15 protein-coding genes and 1 riboswitch are annotated in these 15,536 nt (G+C 72.2%); of the genes, 7 read left to right on the top strand and 8 right to left on the bottom strand.

All coding sequences use genetic code 11. The features are described from left to right. Positions 1-18: 18 nt before the first annotated feature. Positions 19-441, bottom strand: coding sequence for a YbaB/EbfC family nucleoid-associated protein (locus BGO91_RS21235; RefSeq protein WP_290474722.1), 423 nt, complete (start codon positions 439-441; stop codon positions 19-21). 124 nt (positions 442-565) lie between these two features. Here BGO91_RS21235 and BGO91_RS21230 point away from each other — a divergent pair, with 124 nt between their 5' ends. Beyond that, entirely contained in the window at positions 566-1,129 is a 564-nt protein-coding gene (locus tag BGO91_RS21230) for a dihydrofolate reductase family protein (protein ID WP_290474721.1), read from the top strand. Between the two features lie 35 nt (positions 1,130-1,164). Here BGO91_RS21230 and rsmI read toward each other — a convergent pair whose 3' ends face one another. After that, positions 1,165-1,986 carry a 16S rRNA (cytidine(1402)-2'-O)-methyltransferase gene (gene rsmI / locus BGO91_RS21225; protein WP_290474720.1) on the bottom strand — a complete coding sequence of 274 codons (822 nt, stop codon included), beginning with the start codon at positions 1,984-1,986 and terminating at the stop codon, positions 1,165-1,167. A gap of 63 nt (positions 1,987-2,049) precedes the next feature. Between rsmI and BGO91_RS21220 the strand changes: the two genes are divergently transcribed. Together BGO91_RS21220 and BGO91_RS21215 are read left to right on the top strand one after the other, a co-directional pair. After that, positions 2,050-3,663: a phospholipid carrier-dependent glycosyltransferase gene (locus BGO91_RS21220; RefSeq protein ID WP_290474719.1), complete on the top strand. Its 1,614-nt coding sequence runs from the start codon at positions 2,050-2,052 to the stop codon at positions 3,661-3,663. Between the two features lie 60 nt (positions 3,664-3,723). Then, on the top strand, positions 3,724-5,340 hold the full coding sequence (locus BGO91_RS21215) for a S53 family peptidase (RefSeq protein WP_290474718.1): 1,617 nt from the start codon (positions 3,724-3,726) through the stop codon (positions 5,338-5,340). A gap of 41 nt (positions 5,341-5,381) precedes the next feature. On the opposite strand, the gene BGO91_RS21210 is transcribed toward BGO91_RS21215, so the two are convergent. Further along, positions 5,382-5,699 carry a multidrug efflux SMR transporter gene (locus BGO91_RS21210; RefSeq protein WP_290474717.1) on the bottom strand — a complete coding sequence of 106 codons (318 nt, stop codon included), beginning with the start codon at positions 5,697-5,699 and terminating at the stop codon, positions 5,382-5,384. A 12-nt stretch (positions 5,700-5,711) separates the two neighbouring features. Further along, a riboswitch (guanidine-III (ykkC-III) riboswitch) is annotated at positions 5,712-5,778 on the bottom strand. Positions 5,779-5,879: 101 nt separating this feature from the next. Between BGO91_RS21210 and BGO91_RS21205 the strand changes: the two genes are divergently transcribed. Beyond that, positions 5,880-7,172: an O-acetylhomoserine aminocarboxypropyltransferase/cysteine synthase family protein gene (locus BGO91_RS21205; RefSeq protein ID WP_179701698.1), complete on the top strand. Its 1,293-nt coding sequence runs from the start codon at positions 5,880-5,882 to the stop codon at positions 7,170-7,172. A gap of 2 nt (positions 7,173-7,174) precedes the next feature. Next, positions 7,175-7,747, top strand: coding sequence for a CoA-binding protein (locus BGO91_RS21200; RefSeq protein ID WP_290474716.1), 573 nt, complete (start codon positions 7,175-7,177; stop codon positions 7,745-7,747). A gap of 122 nt (positions 7,748-7,869) precedes the next feature. On the opposite strand, the gene BGO91_RS21195 is transcribed toward BGO91_RS21200, so the two are convergent. From BGO91_RS21195 to BGO91_RS21185, 3 genes are all read right to left on the bottom strand, one after another. Beyond that, on the bottom strand, positions 7,870-8,214 hold the full coding sequence (locus BGO91_RS21195) for a type II toxin-antitoxin system PemK/MazF family toxin (RefSeq protein WP_290474715.1): 345 nt from the start codon (positions 8,212-8,214) through the stop codon (positions 7,870-7,872). Beyond that, complete coding sequence (locus tag BGO91_RS21190) at positions 8,211-8,456, bottom strand: CopG family transcriptional regulator (RefSeq protein WP_290474714.1); 246 nt, start codon at positions 8,454-8,456, stop codon at positions 8,211-8,213. The genes BGO91_RS21195 and BGO91_RS21190 overlap by 4 nt, the downstream gene beginning before the upstream one ends. A gap of 107 nt (positions 8,457-8,563) precedes the next feature. Continuing rightward, positions 8,564-9,145: a methyltransferase domain-containing protein gene (locus BGO91_RS21185; RefSeq protein WP_290474713.1), complete on the bottom strand. Its 582-nt coding sequence runs from the start codon at positions 9,143-9,145 to the stop codon at positions 8,564-8,566. Positions 9,146-9,205: 60 nt separating this feature from the next. On the opposite strand from BGO91_RS21185, the gene BGO91_RS21180 reads away from it, so the two are divergent. Continuing rightward, on the top strand, positions 9,206-12,493 hold the full coding sequence (locus tag BGO91_RS21180; protein WP_290474712.1) for a BTAD domain-containing putative transcriptional regulator: 3,288 nt from the start codon (positions 9,206-9,208) through the stop codon (positions 12,491-12,493). Positions 12,494-12,638: 145 nt separating this feature from the next. Here BGO91_RS21180 and BGO91_RS21175 read toward each other — a convergent pair whose 3' ends face one another. Both BGO91_RS21175 and BGO91_RS21170 read right to left on the bottom strand, forming a co-directional pair. Further along, the gene (locus tag BGO91_RS21175) at positions 12,639-13,457 is read right to left on the bottom strand and encodes an ABC transporter permease (RefSeq protein WP_290474711.1); all 819 of its coding nucleotides are present in this window, start codon (positions 13,455-13,457) and stop codon (positions 12,639-12,641) included. Next, positions 13,454-14,473 (bottom strand): ATP-binding cassette domain-containing protein, encoded by a 1,020-nt coding sequence (locus BGO91_RS21170; RefSeq protein WP_290474710.1) that lies wholly within the window; start codon positions 14,471-14,473, stop codon positions 13,454-13,456. The genes BGO91_RS21175 and BGO91_RS21170 overlap by 4 nt, the downstream gene beginning before the upstream one ends. Before the next feature lie 215 nt (positions 14,474-14,688). Here BGO91_RS21170 and BGO91_RS21165 point away from each other — a divergent pair. Next, the coding region (locus BGO91_RS21165; RefSeq protein ID WP_290474725.1) for a serine dehydratase beta chain at positions 14,689-15,536 on the top strand (848 nt) is incomplete at its 3' end.

The following is a 15,536-nucleotide window of genomic DNA, read 5'->3' as shown; positions in this document are numbered from 1 at the left end:
CCCCTTCAGCGCCGGATCTCAGTCCTGGATCCGCGTCCCGACACCCGTTCCCCCGGCGGCTGGACGCGTCGACCGCTCGACCTCGTCGCGCAGGTGCGCCACGATACCGGACTCCTCGCCGAACGCCTCGCTCGCCAGCTCGACGGCCTTGGCCCCCGCCTGGCGCTGCGCGGCGTTCGCCGTCTCGACGATGAGCCAGCCGAGATCGCGCGGGGACAGCCGGTAGGCGGCGTCGTCCACGTCCACGGCGACGAGCCGGCCGCTCGCATCCACGGTCACGGTGAGCTCCCGGCGGGGCGACGTCGCCGAACCGCGGAGCGCATCGATCTCCTGCCGGACCTCGCCGGCCCGCCGGGCACGTTCCTGCGCCTCGGCGATCTGCTCCTCGATCCGCGCAACGGCGAGATCGGCATCCGCATCGGCTGAGAAGAAGTCGGTCACCGGGTCAGCATAACCGCCAGGGCGGACCTCCTGTCCAGGAGCACCGCACGCACATACAGTGGGGGCGAGAGGCGATCACCGTGTTGCTCGCACGATGATGGATCGACATCAGGAAGGCACCGGGATGAGGCCGCTGCGATACTCCATCAATGTCACGCTGGACGGATCCGCGTCCCACGAGGTCGGGTTGCCGCCCGATGCCGAGTCGATGGCCTACTGGGCCGCGCAGCTGGAGCGGGCCGACGCGCTGCTGTTCGGCCGGGTCACCTACGAGATGATGCAGTCGGCGTGGCGGAGGCCGGCGTCGGGCGCCTGGCCCGACGGCATGCCGGACTGGCAGATCCCCTTCGCCGAGGCGATCGACAAGGCGAAGAAGTACGTCGTGTCGAGCACCCTGCGCGAGGTCGACTGGAACGCCGAACTGGTGGGAGCCGACCCGGCCAAGGCGGTGCGGCGACTCAAGGAGGAACCCGGGGAGGGCCTGTGGGTGGGTGGCGTCACCCTGCCGACCGCTCTCGCCGGGCTCGGGCTGATCGACGAATACGAATTCGTCGTGCAGCCGGTGCTCGCCGGTCGCGGCCCGACCCTGCTCGCCGGTCTGCACGACAGCATCCGGCTCGACGCCGTGCACCGACAGGAGTTCCGTTCGGGCGCGGTCGCCGTGCGGTATCGGCCGACTCCGACCTGACACTGCCTGGCCGGGTCCCGCAGCGGACCGCCGGATCAGCGGCCCTTGCGCTCCAGCGCGGCCTGATACAGGTCGCGGCGGCCGAGACCGGTGGCCTCCGAGACCTCGGCGGCGGCGTCCTTGAGCCGGGTCCCGGCGGCGACGAGGGCGAGCACCTGCTCGAGCGCGGACTCCGGGTCGACGGCGCGGGCCGGCGCGCCGGCGACGACGACCGCGATCTCGCCGCGCACCCCCTCGGCGGCCCAGGCGGCGAGCTCGGCGGCGGTGCCCCGGCGCACCTCCTCGAAGAGCTTGGTGAGCTCGCGGCAGACGACGACACGACGGTCGGCGCCGAGCTCCTCCGCCATGGCGGTGAGGGAGGCGGCGATGCGGTTGGGCGACTCGAAGAACACCATCGTGCGCGGCTCCGCGGCGAGCGCGCGCAGCGCCGACGACCGCTCCCCCGGCTTGCGCGGGAGGAAGCCCTCGAAGGTGAAGCGGTCCGTCGGCAGGCCGGACACGGCGAGCGCCGTCAGCACCGCGGAGGGTCCGGGAAGGGCGGTCACGCCGACGCCCGCCGCCGCGGCCGTCTCGACCAGATGGAACCCGGGGTCGGAGACGGTGGGCATCCCGGCGTCGGAGAGCACCACGACATCCTGCTCGCGGGCGAGCTCCACGAGCTCGCCCGCCCGGTCGCGCTCGTTGTGGTCGTGCAGGGCGATGAGCCGCGGGCGGTTCTCCACCCCGAGGCCCGCCAGGAGCCGCTGCGCGACCCGGGTGTCCTCGGCGGCGACGATCGGCGCTGCGGACAGCACCTCGACCAGGCGGGCGGAGGCGTCGCCGAGGTTGCCGATGGGGGTCGCGGCCAGGATGATCATGTCCTCAGTCTGACAGGCGGCGCGGTCGGCGCCCCGCGCGGCCGCTCCCCGTACGATTGCCTGGTGAGTTCGCTTCCCGTCACCGATCCCGTCCCCGCGCACGCCGCGCCCGGGCCGATCGGCAGCCGCATCGACGACTGGTGGGCGCGTGTGCTGCGCACGCCGACCCGGTTGCGGATCTGGTACTGGGGGGCGCCGATCGGCGTGACCCTGCTCGCGGCGGTGCTGCGGTTGTGGGACCTGGGATCCCCGCACGCGCTGGTGTTCGACGAGACGTTCTACGTCAAGGACGCCTGGTCGCTCTCGCACCTCGGCTACGAGGGCAGCTGGCCGGACAAGGCCGACCAGCAGTTCGCCGCCGGCAACACGGACATCTTCACGTCGTCGCCGTCGTTCGTCGCGCATCCCCCGCTCGGCAAATGGATCATCGCGCTCGGGATGGCGGCGACGGGTGCCGGCAACTCGTTCGGCTGGCGCGTGTCGACCGCGGTCGTCGGGATCCTCGCCGTGCTGGTGGTCTTCCTCATCGCCCGCGCCCTGTTCACCTCGACCGTCATCGCGGCCATCGCCGGCTTCCTGATGGCGATCGACGGCCACGCGATCGTGATGAGCCGGGTGGCGCTGCTCGACAACTCGGTGATGTTCTTCGGCCTCCTCGCCTTCGGCTGCATCCTCCTGGACCGGCGATGGCATGCGACCCGGCTCGCGGCGGCGGTCTCCGCGGCACGCTCGGCGGGTCGGGATCCCGCCTGGGGGCCGGTGCTCTGGTGGCGGCCCTGGCTGATCGCCGCGGGCATCCTGTGCGGGCTGTGCGCGGGGGTCAAGTGGAGCGGCTTCTACTTCCTCGCGTTCTTCGCCGTCTACACGGTGGTGGTGGATGCGGTGGCGCGCCGTCGCGCCGGCCTCGCCTTCTACCTGAGCGGCGCCGCCCTCAAGCAGGGCCCGGCGACGTTCGTGCTCATGGTCCCGATCGCGTTCGTCGTCTACGTGTCGACGTGGACGGGGTGGATCGTCACCGACGGCGGCTACTACCGGCACTGGGCCGAGTCGACGCATATGCAGTGGACGGGCCTGTTCAGCTGGGTGCCGCTGTGGGCGCAGAACCTCTGGTACTACCAGACCCAGATGTACAACTACAGCATCAACCTGCACGTGCCGCACCCGTACCAGTCGAACCCGCTGACCTGGCTGTTCATGATCCGCCCGACGAGCATGTACTACGTCGGCACCACGCAGGGGCAGGGCGGCTGCGACGTCTCGAGCTGCTCGGCCGCGATCACCTCCCTCGGCAACCCCCTCATCTGGTGGGCGGGCGCTGCGGCGGTGTTCTACCTGATCTACCGGTTGGCGCGGTACCGGGATTGGCGGCTCGGCCTCATCCTGACCGGACTCGCCGCCGGCTACCTTCCGTGGCTGCTCTACATCAACCGCACGATCTTCCAGTTCTACTCGATCGCGTTCGAGCCGTATCTGATCCTGGGCCTCGCGGCCGCGATCGCGGTGGTCCTCGGCAGACGCACGGATCCCACGCCACGACGGCGGCGCGGGATCGCCTGGGTCACCGTGTTCCTGGTGGCGTCGGCCGTGCTCAGCATCTTCTTCTGGCCGATCTGGACCGGCGAGCAGATCCCGTTCTGGTTCTGGCAGATGCACATGTGGCTGCCGAGCTGGGTGTAGCGACCGGTTTTCGCCTCCTCGCCCATGGGCACTGTCGGCCGGCGGGTGTAGACCGTGGGTATGACCGACGCGGAGCTGCCCGGCGATGACCGGCTCGACCATCTCGACCTCGTCCCCCTGCCCGGGAGCGAGCGACCGGAGCGCCCGGGCTACCGTGCCCACGGCGCCCTGGACCCGGACGCGGTGGTGTCCGCGACCCTCGTGCTGCGCCGCCGCGCGGAGCTGCCGGAGAGCGCCTTCACCACCCGGCTGAGCCGCGACGAACTGGCCGAGCGCTACGGCGCCGACCCGGCCGACGTGGAGCTCGTGAGCACGACGCTGAGTGCGCTCGGGCTCTCGGTCGACGAGGCGGATGCCGCCCGGCGCACGGTGCGCGTGAGCGGTCCGGCCCGGATCGTCGCGCGGGTCTTCGGGACGGATCTGGCGCGCTCCGCGCCCGCCGATTCCGGCGACGAGGCGGGGGCTCCGTACCGGCAGCGCTCCGGCGGCCTCAGCATCCCGCGCGCGCTCGGCGGCGTGGTGAGCGCCGTCCTCGGCCTCGACGACCGGCCGCAGGCGCGGGCGCAGTTCCGCATCGCTCGCCCGGCCGCCGTGTCGGTCAGCTACACGCCTCCCGAGCTCGGCACCGTCTACGACTTCCCCGCGGGGACGGACGGCAGCGGGCAGACCATCGCGATCATCGAGCTCGGCGGCGGCTACGAGCAGGCGGATCTCGACACCTACTTCACGGGCCTCGGCCTCCCGACGCCCTCGGTGACGGCGATCGGGGTGGACGGCGGCGCGAACCAGCCGGGGGCGGACCCGAACGGCGCCGACGGCGAAGTGATGCTCGACATCGAGGTCGCGGGAGCGCTGGCGCCGGGCGCCTCGCTCGTCGTGTACTTCGCCCCCAACACCGACGCCGGGTTCTTGGACGCGGTGACGACGGCGGCGCACGCCTCCCCCACTCCCGCCGCCATCAGCATCAGCTGGGGGCAGGCCGAGGACCAGTGGACGGCGCAGGCCCGCACCGCCTTCGACGAGGCGCTGCAGGATGCGGCGGCACTCGGTGCGACGACCACCGTCGCGGCCGGCGACGACGGCAGCAGCGACCGGGTGGGCGACGGCGCGGCGCACGTCGACTTCCCCGCCTCCTCCCCGCACGCCCTCGCCTGCGGCGGCACTCGGCTGGAGGCGAACGGCTCCACCGGCGCGGTCAGCAGCGAGACGGTCTGGAACAACGGCTCGGGAGGCGGTGCGACCGGCGGCGGCGTGAGCGCGGTCTTCCCTCTCCCCTCGTGGCAGGGCGGTGTCGGGGTGCCCGCGGGCGCGGGCGGCGCGGACGCCGGCGGCAGCGCGAACGGGCCGGGCGGACGCGGGGTGCCCGACGTCTCCGCGGTCGCGGATCCGCAGACCGGCTACCGCGTGCGGGTGGACGGGAAGGACACCGTCATCGGCGGCACCAGCGCGGTCGCACCGCTCTGGGCCGCCCTCGTCGCCCGGCTCGTGCAGAAGACGGGCAAGCCGCTCGGGCTCGCTCAGCCGGCGCTGTACGACTCGGTGCGGGCCGGGCAGGTGGCAGCGGGCTTCCGCGACATCACGCAGGGCGACAACGGCGCCTACACCGCGGCGGCGGGCTGGGACGCCTGCACCGGGCTGGGCGTGCCCGACGGGGCGCGGCTGCTCGGCGCGCTGTGAAGGCCGCGCCGCGGGGGGCGCTGTAAGGCGTGCCCGCCGGGTCAGTGGTCGACGAGCTTGAGGCCGACCACGCAGCCGACGAGGCCCAGGATGAGCAGCACCTTCACGAGGGAGAACCCTTCGCCGCCGAAGATCGAGGCGTAGAGGACGGTCAGCGCCGCGCCGATCCCGACCCAGACCGCGTACGCGGTGCCGGTGGAGATCTCGCGCATGGCGAAGGCGAGACCGCCCATGGAGGCGAGGAGGCCGACGCCGAAGATCACGGACGGCCAGAGGCGGGTGAACCCCTCGGTCTTGCCGAGGGCGGTGGCCCAGACGGCCTCGAGCACACCGGAGAGGATGAGGACGATCCACGACATGACGACGGTCTCCCTGGCCAGTCTTGTCGCGCACCGGGTACTGAACCGTCGTCCGGGATCGCGCTCGCGGCGATCTAGTACGAGTGTACCACAACGGGGTGGCAAGGCTCCGTTTCGCTCTGTTACGACTGTTACGGCGGCGCCTCCGGCTGCGTCGGGAGGGTCCGGTAGCGTGAGCGCATGGCAGATCGCGAATACGGTTTCCGCACGCGTGCGATCCACGCGGGCAACATCCCCGACCCCGTGACGGGAGCCCGGGCGCTGCCGATCTACCAGACCAGCGCGTTCGTCTTCGACGACACCGCCGACGCGGCAGCGCGCTTCGCGCTGCAGAAGTACGGGAACATCTACTCCCGCCTGGCGAACCCGACCGTCGCGTCGTTCGAGGAGCGCATCGCGAGCCTGGAGGGCGGCCTCGGCGCCGTCGCCACCGCCTCGGGACTGAGCGCCCAGTACATCACCTTCGCCTCGCTCGCCGGCGCGGGCGACCACATCGTCGCCTCCGCCAACCTCTACGGCGGCTCGATCACCCAGCTCGACGTCACGCTGCGCCGGTTCGGCGTCGAGACGACGTTCATCCAGAGCTCGGACCCGGCCGACTACGCCGCCGCGATCACCGACAAGACCAAGGTCGTCTTCGCCGAGACCGTCGCGAACCCCTCCGGCGAGATCGCCGACATCGAGGGCCTCGCCGACGTCGCGCACGCCGCCGGCGTGCCGCTCGCCATCGACTCCACCATCGCCACCCCGTACCTCAACCGGCCGATCGAGTGGGGAGCCGACATCGTCATCCACTCGGCCACCAAGTTCCTCGGCGGCCACGGCACCACCCTCGGCGGCGTGGTGGTCGAGAGCGGGCGGTTCGACTGGCACTCGGAGCGCTTCCCCCTCTTCGCCGAGCCGGTCCCGTCGTACGGCGGGCTGCAGTGGTCGGGCAACTTCGGCGAGTACGCGTTCCTGACCCGGCTGCGCGCGGAGCAGCTGCGCGACATCGGCCCGTCGCTCGCCCCGCACTCCGCCTTCCTGCTCGCACAGGGTGTCGAGACCCTGCCGTACCGCATCCAGGCGCACGTCGACAACGCGCGGAAGGTGGCGGAGTGGCTGGAGGCCGACCCCCGCATCGAGCACGTCTACTGGGCGGGCCTGCCGAACCACCCGCACCACGACCGCGCTCGCAAGTACCTCCCCGCCGGTGCAGGCAGCGTGTTCAGCTTCGTCGTGAAGGGCGGCCGCGCGGTCGGCCAGAAGCTCATCGAGTCGGTGAACCTGGCCAGCCACCTCGCCAACATCGGCGACGCCAAGACGCTGGTCATCCATCCCGCCTCCACCACCCACGCGCAGCTCACCGAGCAGCAGCTGCTCGACGCGGGCGTGCTGCCCGGCGTCGTGCGCATCAGCGTCGGCATCGAAGACGCCGACGACATCATCTACGATCTCGATCAGGCCCTCACCGAGGCCGTCAAGGAGGCGTGAGCATGAGCGCGACCGACACCACCGAGGTCCAGCTCGTCAACGGACTGAGCTGCTCCCTCCCCGCCGACTCCCCGCTGGCGAAGCTGCTGAAGTCGCAGCGCACCTGGATCGGCCCCGACGCCAAAGAGCGTCTCAAGATCCTGCGCGGCGCGAAGTCCGTCGCCATCGTCGGCGCCTCGCCGAACCCGGCGCGCTCCAGCTACTTCGTGGGCACGTACCTGCAGCAGTCGAGCGACTTCCGCGTGTACTTCGTGAACCCCAACGCCGACGCCATCCTGGGCCGGCCCGCCTACCCTGACCTCGCCTCGCTGCCCGAGGTGCCGGACATCGTGGACGTGTTCCGCAAGCCCAGCGACATCCCCGCCGTCATCGACGAGGCCATCGCGGTCGGCGCGCCGACGGTGTGGGTCCAGCTGGGCATCTGGAACCAGGAGGCCGCCGAGTACGGCGAGTCGAAGGGCCTCACCGTGGTCATGGACCGCTGCATCAAGATCGAGCACGCCCGCTTCCACGGCGGCCTGCACCTGCTCGGCTTCGACACCGGCCAGATCACGGCGCGCAAGACCCTGCGCTGACGCGCCGCGCGTGCCGGGATACCGGTGCGCGGGGTCGAGGGGCGTCGCTCCCCCGCACATTTGTGCCGAATGCGGGGTATCGCCGGCGCATTCGCGACATTTGGCACAAATGTCGGGCGGGCTCACAGCCCCGTCGCGAGGCGGACTCCGGCACCGATCTGGTTCAGGAGGTAGCCGGGGAGACGCCCGACAGGATACGGATCCACGAAATCCCGATCCACCGGTCCGATCTGCGTCACCAGCGCCACCGAGTCCTTGTCGAGGCCCACGGCCTCGGCCGGGATCAGGACGTTGCCGGGGAATCGTTCCAGCGCCGTATTCGACGTCAACGGAACCACCAGGACGGTGCTGATCGTCGAAGCGAGGAGCCAACCGTCCTGGATGACGACCGCGGGCCGGACCTTCGCGGGCTCCGAGCCGCGCGGGTAGCCGAAGTCGACCCAGACGACGTCACCACGCCCGATCACCAGTCGGCGCCCTCGCCGACCACCCGGGCTGCCTCACGAGTGAAGAGCCCGTCGCCGGACGGCTGTCCCGCCTCAGCGATCGCACGATCGGCCAGGCGGGTGAGATCGCCGGCGCCCTCCAACTCGTCGGCGAGCCGCTGCCCGGCCAGGCGGTAGAACGCCGACCGGTTCAGTCCGTGCTGCGCGGCGACCTTCTCGAATCGCTCGAAGTCGCCGTCCGGGAGGGAGATCGCGGTCTTCATGCTCCGAGTATAACTCGTATAACCGCGTCGCTCCCCCGCACATTTGTGCCGAATGCGGGGTATCGCCGGCGCATTCGCGACATTTGGCACAAATCGCGAGGGGGGGGTCAGGCGCGGGCGATGACGTGGAAGACGTGCCAGTGCTTGGGGCCCTCGAACGACATCCCGCGGCGGTCGTCCTCGGCGAGCTGGAGGACCTCCATGCCGGCGAGCATGCCCGTCACCCCGGCACGATCGTGGAAGTTCATGCCGGGGCGGCCGAACCAGTCGTCGTGCGGGCCGAAGAACTCGCCCGCGAACAGTGCTCCCGGGCGCAGGGAGTCGCGGATGTCGGCCCAGACATAGGGGAAGCGGTCCGCGTCGCAGAACGGCAGCGCGAAGCCGGCGTAGACGAAGTCGGCCGGCGGGAGGTCGCCGAGCGACTCGAACGGGGCCGAGCGCACGTCGAGCAGCAACGACTGCTCCGGGGTGAGGCCGACCACCACCCGCTCCTCCACACCGGGGTCGGAGTCGATGGCCAGGACGCGCCAGCCGCGGCTCGCGAGGTGCCGCGCCTCCACGCCGTCCCCGCACCCCAGGTCGATCGCGTCGCCGGGCTCCCCCGTCCACGCGCCGAGTGCACTCGCGAACGTGGGGCGCACACTGCGGCCGCCCTGCTGCTCGTAGAACTGCGACCAGTCGAACGCCATGAGGCCGAGCCTACGCGCGTGCGCACCCGTCGGGCCCCCTCGGCTGGCTAAACTCGGCGGGTGGAGTCCGCGCCTTCGTCCCCCCGCGTCGCCGTCCTCGGCCCCGTGCTGGTCGAGGGTCGCACCGGCACGCTGACCGAGCCGTCCGGCGCGCGCTCCAAGCGGCTCCTCGTCGCGCTCACCCTCGCGCACGGCCCGGTGTCGGTGTCGTCGCTGGTGGCGGACCTGTGGGACGACGCTCCGCCGCGCCAGGAGCGGGCGGCCCTGCAGACCCTTGTGTCGCGGCTGCGCACCTCCAGCGCCGACGGCCTGGTGGAGTCGACACCCGGCGGCTACGCGCTGGCGATCCGCGCCGCGGAGACCGACCTCGGGCTCGCCCGCGAGCGTGCGGCTGCGGCCCGCGAGCTGCTGGCCGCCGGCGACGCGCGAGCGGCCGTCCGGGAGGCGACGGCCGCCCTCGGCCTGTGGCGCGGCGACCCCGGCGCCGAGCTCGGCGACGCCCCGCTGGCCGACGATCTGGCGCGCACGGCCGCGACCCTCCACGACGAGCTGCTGCTCGTGCGGTCCCACGCGCTGCGCTCCGCGGGCGACCCGGACGCGGCGCTCGACGACCTCACGGCTCTGCTGCAGACGCATCCCCTCGACGAGTCGCTGCAGCTCGAGCGGATGGCCGCCCTCGCCGACGCGGGCCGCCGCAGCGAGGCGCTGCTCGCGTTCGCCGAGCTCAAGGAGACGCTGCTCGACCGGCTCGGCACACGGCCGGGCCCGGAGCTGGTCGCCTACAACGCGCGCCTGCTCGCCGAGGAGGACCAGCCGGAGCCGAACGCGGGCAAGCAGGTCCGCATCGGCCTGCGCAGCGCGCCGAACGCCCTCCTCGGCCGCGAGTACGACCTGCAGGCGCTCGAAGACCTCATCGCGACCTCCCGGCTGACGACCATCCTCGGCGCGGGCGGCCTGGGCAAGACGCGGCTGGCGCAGGAAATCGGGCGCCGCGCCATCCACACCCCGGCCGTCGTCTTCGTGGAGCTGGCGAGCGTGCGCAGCGCCGAGGACATCGAGCTGGCCTTCGCCTCGACCCTCGGCATCCGGGAGGCACGCAGCACCCGCTCCGGCGACCCGGGCGCGCTCGTCGACATCCACTCCCGCATCCTGGGGCTGCTCGCCGAGCGCGAGACGCTGCTCATCGTCGACAACTGCGAGCACATCGTGGATGCGGCGGCGGCGTACATCGCCGACATCCTGGACGCGACGACCACCGTGCGCGTGCTGGCCACGAGCCGCTCGCCGCTGGCGATCGGCGCCGAGCGCGTGTACCCCCTCGACTCCCTGCCGAGCGCCGAGCGCGGGCCGGCGGTCGAGCTGTTCGTCGAGCGGGCGCGCGCGGCCCGCCCCGGCGTCGTCCTGCCGCTCGACACGGTCGCGCGGCTCTGCGACCGGCTCGACGGCCTCCCGCTGGCCATCGAGCTCGCCGCCGCGCGCACCCGGTCCCTCTCGGTCGAGGAGATCGAGCGGCGGCTGAGCAACCGTTTCGCCCTGCTGACCGGCGGCGAGCGCACCGCGCCCGAGCGGCACCGCACCCTCTTCGCCGTCATCGACTGGAGCTGGAACCTGCTCGCGGGTTCCGAGCAGGCGCTCCTGCGGCGCCTCTCGGTGTTCCCCGACGGGTTCAGCGCCGAGGCGGCCGAGGCGGTCGCCGGCCCGGGTGCGAGCTCCGTGCTCGACGACCTCGACGCCCTGGTCGCCCAGTCGCTCGTGACCGTGACGGAGGACGCGACGACCGGCCTCCTGCGCTACCGGATGCTCGAGACCGTCCGCGAGTTCGGCGACCGCGAGCTGGCCGAGGCCGGCGAGGGCGACGACGTGCGGGACGGCATGGATGCATGGGCGGTGGCGTTCGCCCACGGAGCCATGGAGACGATGCACGGCCGCGAGCTGGTGCAGACCTTCAGCCGGGTGACGGCCGAGCAGGACAACCTCGTCGGGGTGCTCCGCTCGGCCATCGACGGCCCGCGCCCGGCCACCGTCGCCGCGGTGTTCGGCCTGCTCTCCTACTACTGGTCGCTGCGCAGTGCGCACTCCGAGGTGCTCGGGTTCGGCCCGACGGTGCTGGCGGCGCTGGAGGGGTGGGAGCCGGTCGACAGCGAGCGCGAGGACGCCGCCGTCTGCTTCACCATCATCGGCGGCACCTTCCTCTACGTCGACCTGCGGACGGCGGTCCGCGCGATCGCGCGACTCAAGCGCCTCCGACGCGAGCGGGCCTTCACCGACCCGCGCCTGAACGCGATGTCGAGCCTCATCACCGTCGCAGGCAAGGTCGAGCCCGGGATGCGGATGCTGGCCGAGTATGCCGCCTCGAGCGACCCCGAGGTCGCCGTGATGGGCAACCTCCTGCTGGCCCAGCTGCACGAGAACGCCGGCGAACTGCAGGTGGGACTCGTCGAGGCGCGCCGGGCGTACACGCTCGGGCAGGAGGTCGAGGACGCCTGGTCGACCGCCTCGGCCGCGCAGGCGCTCGCGCAGCTGCACAGCCAGCTGGCGCACCCGGAGGAGGCCCTGCGCTGGGCCCAGCGCGCCCACGACGGGCTCGCTCCCCTGCAGGCGGCGGGCGACCTGCGCCAGCTCGACTGGCTCATCGCGATCAACTCCATCACGGTGGGCGACACCGCGCGCGGCCGCGCGCTGCTCGACACCTACCTGAGCGTGGACGTCGACCGGACCGGCTTCGACTACGTCGACTACTACGGCATCGGGTACGGCGGCATGGCCGAGATCGCTCTCGCGGAAGGCGACCTGGCCGAGGGGCTGCGCCGCTACGCGGAGGCCGTCGGCGTGTTCGTCGACGACGGCGCCGCCCAGCGCGAGACCCTCACCAACCCCTGGATGACGATGCTGGGCGCGGCCGAGCTGGTCGTGCACGTGCGCGCGCACTCCGCCGGCCCCGAGGAGATCGCCCCGGGCACGGTGACCTGGCAGGCCACCGACGAGCTCGCCCGGCGCCTCCGGGTGCGCGTGCTCGTCTACACCCGGCTGAGCACGTGGTACGTCGACAAGCCCGTGCTGGGCAGCGGTCTCCTGGGCTACGCCGTCTGGATGCTCGACCCGCGCACGGCCGCCGGTCGCGACGACCGGTGGGTGGCGACCGGCCTCGAGCTGGTCGGGCTGGCCGCGCGGCTGAACTCGCGCCAGGACTTGGCGAGCATGCAGCGCAAGCGTCTCTCCGCTCCGATCGTCGCCGCCTGGGGTGCGGAGCGTCTGGAGGCGGCCGTGGAGGCGGCCTCGGGGCTCTCGCTCGAGGAGGCGTCCGCGCGCGGCCTGGAGCTCCTGCGCTCGGCGAAGCCGGCCCGCTGAGGCGGCCGCGGGCCTCCCCACGAATCGCGGCACGCTCAGCGCACGCGGGCGTGTACGCACGCCCCATGCCCCCACGCCCCCACGCAGCAAGCGGCCGCCGCACCCCTCCACAGGGTGCGACGGCCGCTGTCCGTGAGCGCGGGGCCTAGGCCTTGCGCATGTACGCCCGCACGGTGAGCGGGGCGAAGACCGCCACGATCACCGCCGCGCCGAGCAGTGCCCACCAGCCGTCGGCCGGGAACGTGCCGTTGTTGGCGAGATCCCGCACCGCGGTGACCAGGTGCGACACCGGGTTGATGTTCACGAAGGTCTGCAGCCAGTCCGGGAGGGTGTTCGCCTGCACGAAGGCGTTCGAGAAGAACGTCAGCGGGAAGAGCACGAGGAACGAGATCCCCTGGACAGAACCCGCGGTGCGGGCGATCACGCCGAAGAAGGCGAAGATCCAGCTGATCGCCCAGGCGCAGACGATGACGAGCAGGCCGGCCAGGATGACGAAGCCGACCCCGGCAGCGGGGCGCCAGCCCATGACGAACCCGGTGAGGAACGTGATGGTCGTCGCGATCGCGTAGCGGAGGGTGTCCGCGAGCAGGGCGCCGGAGAGCGGTGCGATGCGGGCGATCGGCATCGACTTGAACCGGTCGAACACGCCCTTGTCCATGTCCTCCCGGAGCTGCACGCCGGTGACGACCGAGGTCGTGATCACCGTCTGGGCGAGGATCCCGGGGATCAGGTAGGGCAGGTACGCGCTCACCCCTCCGGCGAGCGCGCCGCCGAACAGCAGCGCGAACATGATGGTGAAGATGATCGGCTGCAGCGTGACGTCGAACAGCTGCTCGGGCGTCCGCTTGATCTTCAGGAGGCCGCGGCGGGCCATGGTCAGCGTGTTGGCCAGGGTCTGGCGCACGCTGACGTGGTTCTTCAGGTTCCGCTCCGAGGGCGGTGTGATGGTGGCGATGGCGCTCATGCCCGGACTCCTTCTGCTGCTGCGGCCTTCTCGGCGGTGTCGGTGGGCTCCGCGCCCGCGTCCTGCTCTTCGACGCCGTGGCCCGTGAGGGTGAGGAACACCTCGTCCAGGGTCGGCTTCTGGACGGACATCTCCGCCAGGTGGATGCCCGCCTCGCGGAACGTGATGAACAGGTCGGTCACCGCGTCCGCGTCGCGCATCGGGGCCGTCAGGCGTGCGCCCTCCGGGGAGACGACAGCCTCCACACCGAGCACCGTGCCGATGGCCCGGCGGGCGTCCTCGACGTCCGCCGCGTCGGCCAGGCGCAGCTGCAGCGACGACTCGCCGACGGAGGCTTTGAGCTCGTCGCTCGTGCCCTCGGCGACCACGCGGCCGCGGTCGATGACGGCGATCCGGTCGGCCAGCTGGTCGGCCTCGTCCAGGTACTGCGTGGTGAGCAGCACGGTGGAGCCGGTGGAGACGAGGCGCCGGATGGTGTCCCACATCTGCGAGCGGGTGCGCGGGTCGAGACCCGTGGTCGGCTCGTCGAGGAAGATCAGCGGCGGCTGTGCGATGAGGCTGGCGGCCAGGTCGAGCCGGCGGCGCATGCCTCCGGAGAACTTCTTGAGCGGGCGCTTGGCCGCGTCCGTGAGCCCGAACTCCTCGAGGAGCTCGGCGGTCTTGGCCTTGGCCTCCCGGCCGCTCAGCCCGAGCAGCCGGGCGAAGATCATCAGGTTCTCGTTGGCCGACAGCGTCTCGTCGACGGACGCGAACTGCGCCGTCACGCCGAGGAGCTGGCGCACGATCTGCTGCTCCTTGCGGATGTCGTGGCCGAAGATGGTGGCGTCGCCCGCGTCCGGCTTCAGCAGGGTGGCGAGCATGGAGATGGTGGTGGTCTTGCCGGCGCCGTTCGGCCCCAGCACACCGTAGACGGTGCCGGCGCGGACGTTCAGGTCGACGCCGTCGACCGCGCGGTTGTCGCCGAAGACCTTGACGAGCCCGTGGGCTTCGACCGCCCATTCGGAGCTGCGAGTCATGGTGGTCCTTCCTTTCGGATCGGTTGATGTCTCGATGGTGCCGCTGCCCGCTTGCACCGCGCTTACGCGGCGCTTACAGCCCGGCGCCGGCGATGAAAGGGGCTGTGCAAGCACGGCGACGGTCGTGGCCGGCGATGCGTCGGCGCGCACGATCCCTGCGCCGTTTCCCGCCCGCACGCCGATTCCGTGCGCACAGCCCGACGTAGACTGGGGATGTGACAGCGTACGTCTCGGCCTTCGACCTCTTCTCGATCGGTATCGGTCCCTCGAGTTCGCACACCGTCGGACCCCTCCGGGCCGCCCGCGCGTTCGCGGTGAGGCTGCACGACGAGGGCATCCTCGACCGGATCGACCAGGTCACCTGCACGCTGTACGGCTCGCTCGGCTCCACCGGGATCGGCCACGGCACCCCCGACGCCGTCGTCGCCGGGCTGCGCGGCCTAGAGCCCGAGAACTGCCGCCCGGAGGACGTCCGGGGCGCCTGGAGCGGCCTCCCCGACGGCGCCACCATCGCACTCGCCGGTTTGCGGGAGATCCCCTTCGCGCGCGACGACATCGACTTCGAGCCGCGCACCCGGCTGCCCGGCCACCCGAACGCGCTGACGCTGCGCGCGTGGGGCCGCGGCGAGAGCGGCGAACGCGAACCCCTCCCGCTCCGCGAGGAGACCTACTACTCGATCGGCGGCGGCTTCATCCGCCGCGACGGCGAGGAGGCCGACCTGGCCGCGCGCGCCTCCCACCCCCTCCCCTACGACACCGCTGTGGAGCTGCTGGCGATCTGCGAGCGGCTCGACATCCCGATCTGCGAGGTCGCCCGCCGCAACGAGGCCGCGCTGCACAGCGAGGAGCGCACCGTCGAGCGGCTGGACCTGATCTGGGAGGCCATGGCCGAGTGCGTCGCCAACGGCCTCGCCGGCACGGGCACGCTGCCGGGCGGCCTGCAGGTGCCGCGCCGGGCCGCCGCCATGCGCGAGCACCTCGAGCGCGTGCAGGACGACCCGGGCCGCGCGACCGCGCTCGAGTGGCTGCACGCGTTCGCGCTGGCCGTCAACGAGGAGAACGC

The sequence above is a fragment of the Leifsonia sp. 71-9 genome, from assembly GCF_001898805.1.
Classification (GTDB): Bacteria; Actinomycetota; Actinomycetes; order Actinomycetales; family Microbacteriaceae; genus Leifsonia.
The sequence above is the reverse complement of the archived record's forward strand: the minus strand, read 5'-3'. Positions and strand labels throughout refer to the sequence as shown.

Excerpts from the sequence above, each read along its gene's own strand:
- BGO91_RS21230 (WP_290474721.1), top strand. The coding sequence starts at position 566 with ATGAGGCCGCTGCGATACTCCATCAATGTCACGCTGGACGGATCCGCG.
- rsmI (WP_290474720.1), bottom strand. The coding sequence starts at position 1,986 with ATGATCATCCTGGCCGCGACCCCCATCGGCAACCTCGGCGACGCCTCC.
- BGO91_RS21215 (WP_290474718.1), top strand. The coding sequence starts at position 3,724 with ATGACCGACGCGGAGCTGCCCGGCGATGACCGGCTCGACCATCTCGAC.
- BGO91_RS21210 (WP_290474717.1), bottom strand. The coding sequence starts at position 5,699 with ATGTCGTGGATCGTCCTCATCCTCTCCGGTGTGCTCGAGGCCGTCTGG.
- BGO91_RS21205 (WP_179701698.1), top strand. The coding sequence starts at position 5,880 with ATGGCAGATCGCGAATACGGTTTCCGCACGCGTGCGATCCACGCGGGC.
- BGO91_RS21200 (WP_290474716.1), top strand. The coding sequence starts at position 7,175 with ATGAGCGCGACCGACACCACCGAGGTCCAGCTCGTCAACGGACTGAGC.
- BGO91_RS21190 (WP_290474714.1), bottom strand. The coding sequence starts at position 8,456 with ATGAAGACCGCGATCTCCCTCCCGGACGGCGACTTCGAGCGATTCGAG.
- BGO91_RS21185 (WP_290474713.1), bottom strand. The coding sequence starts at position 9,145 with ATGGCGTTCGACTGGTCGCAGTTCTACGAGCAGCAGGGCGGCCGCAGT.
- BGO91_RS21175 (WP_290474711.1), bottom strand. The coding sequence starts at position 13,457 with ATGAGCGCCATCGCCACCATCACACCGCCCTCGGAGCGGAACCTGAAG.
- BGO91_RS21170 (WP_290474710.1), bottom strand. The coding sequence starts at position 14,473 with ATGACTCGCAGCTCCGAATGGGCGGTCGAAGCCCACGGGCTCGTCAAG.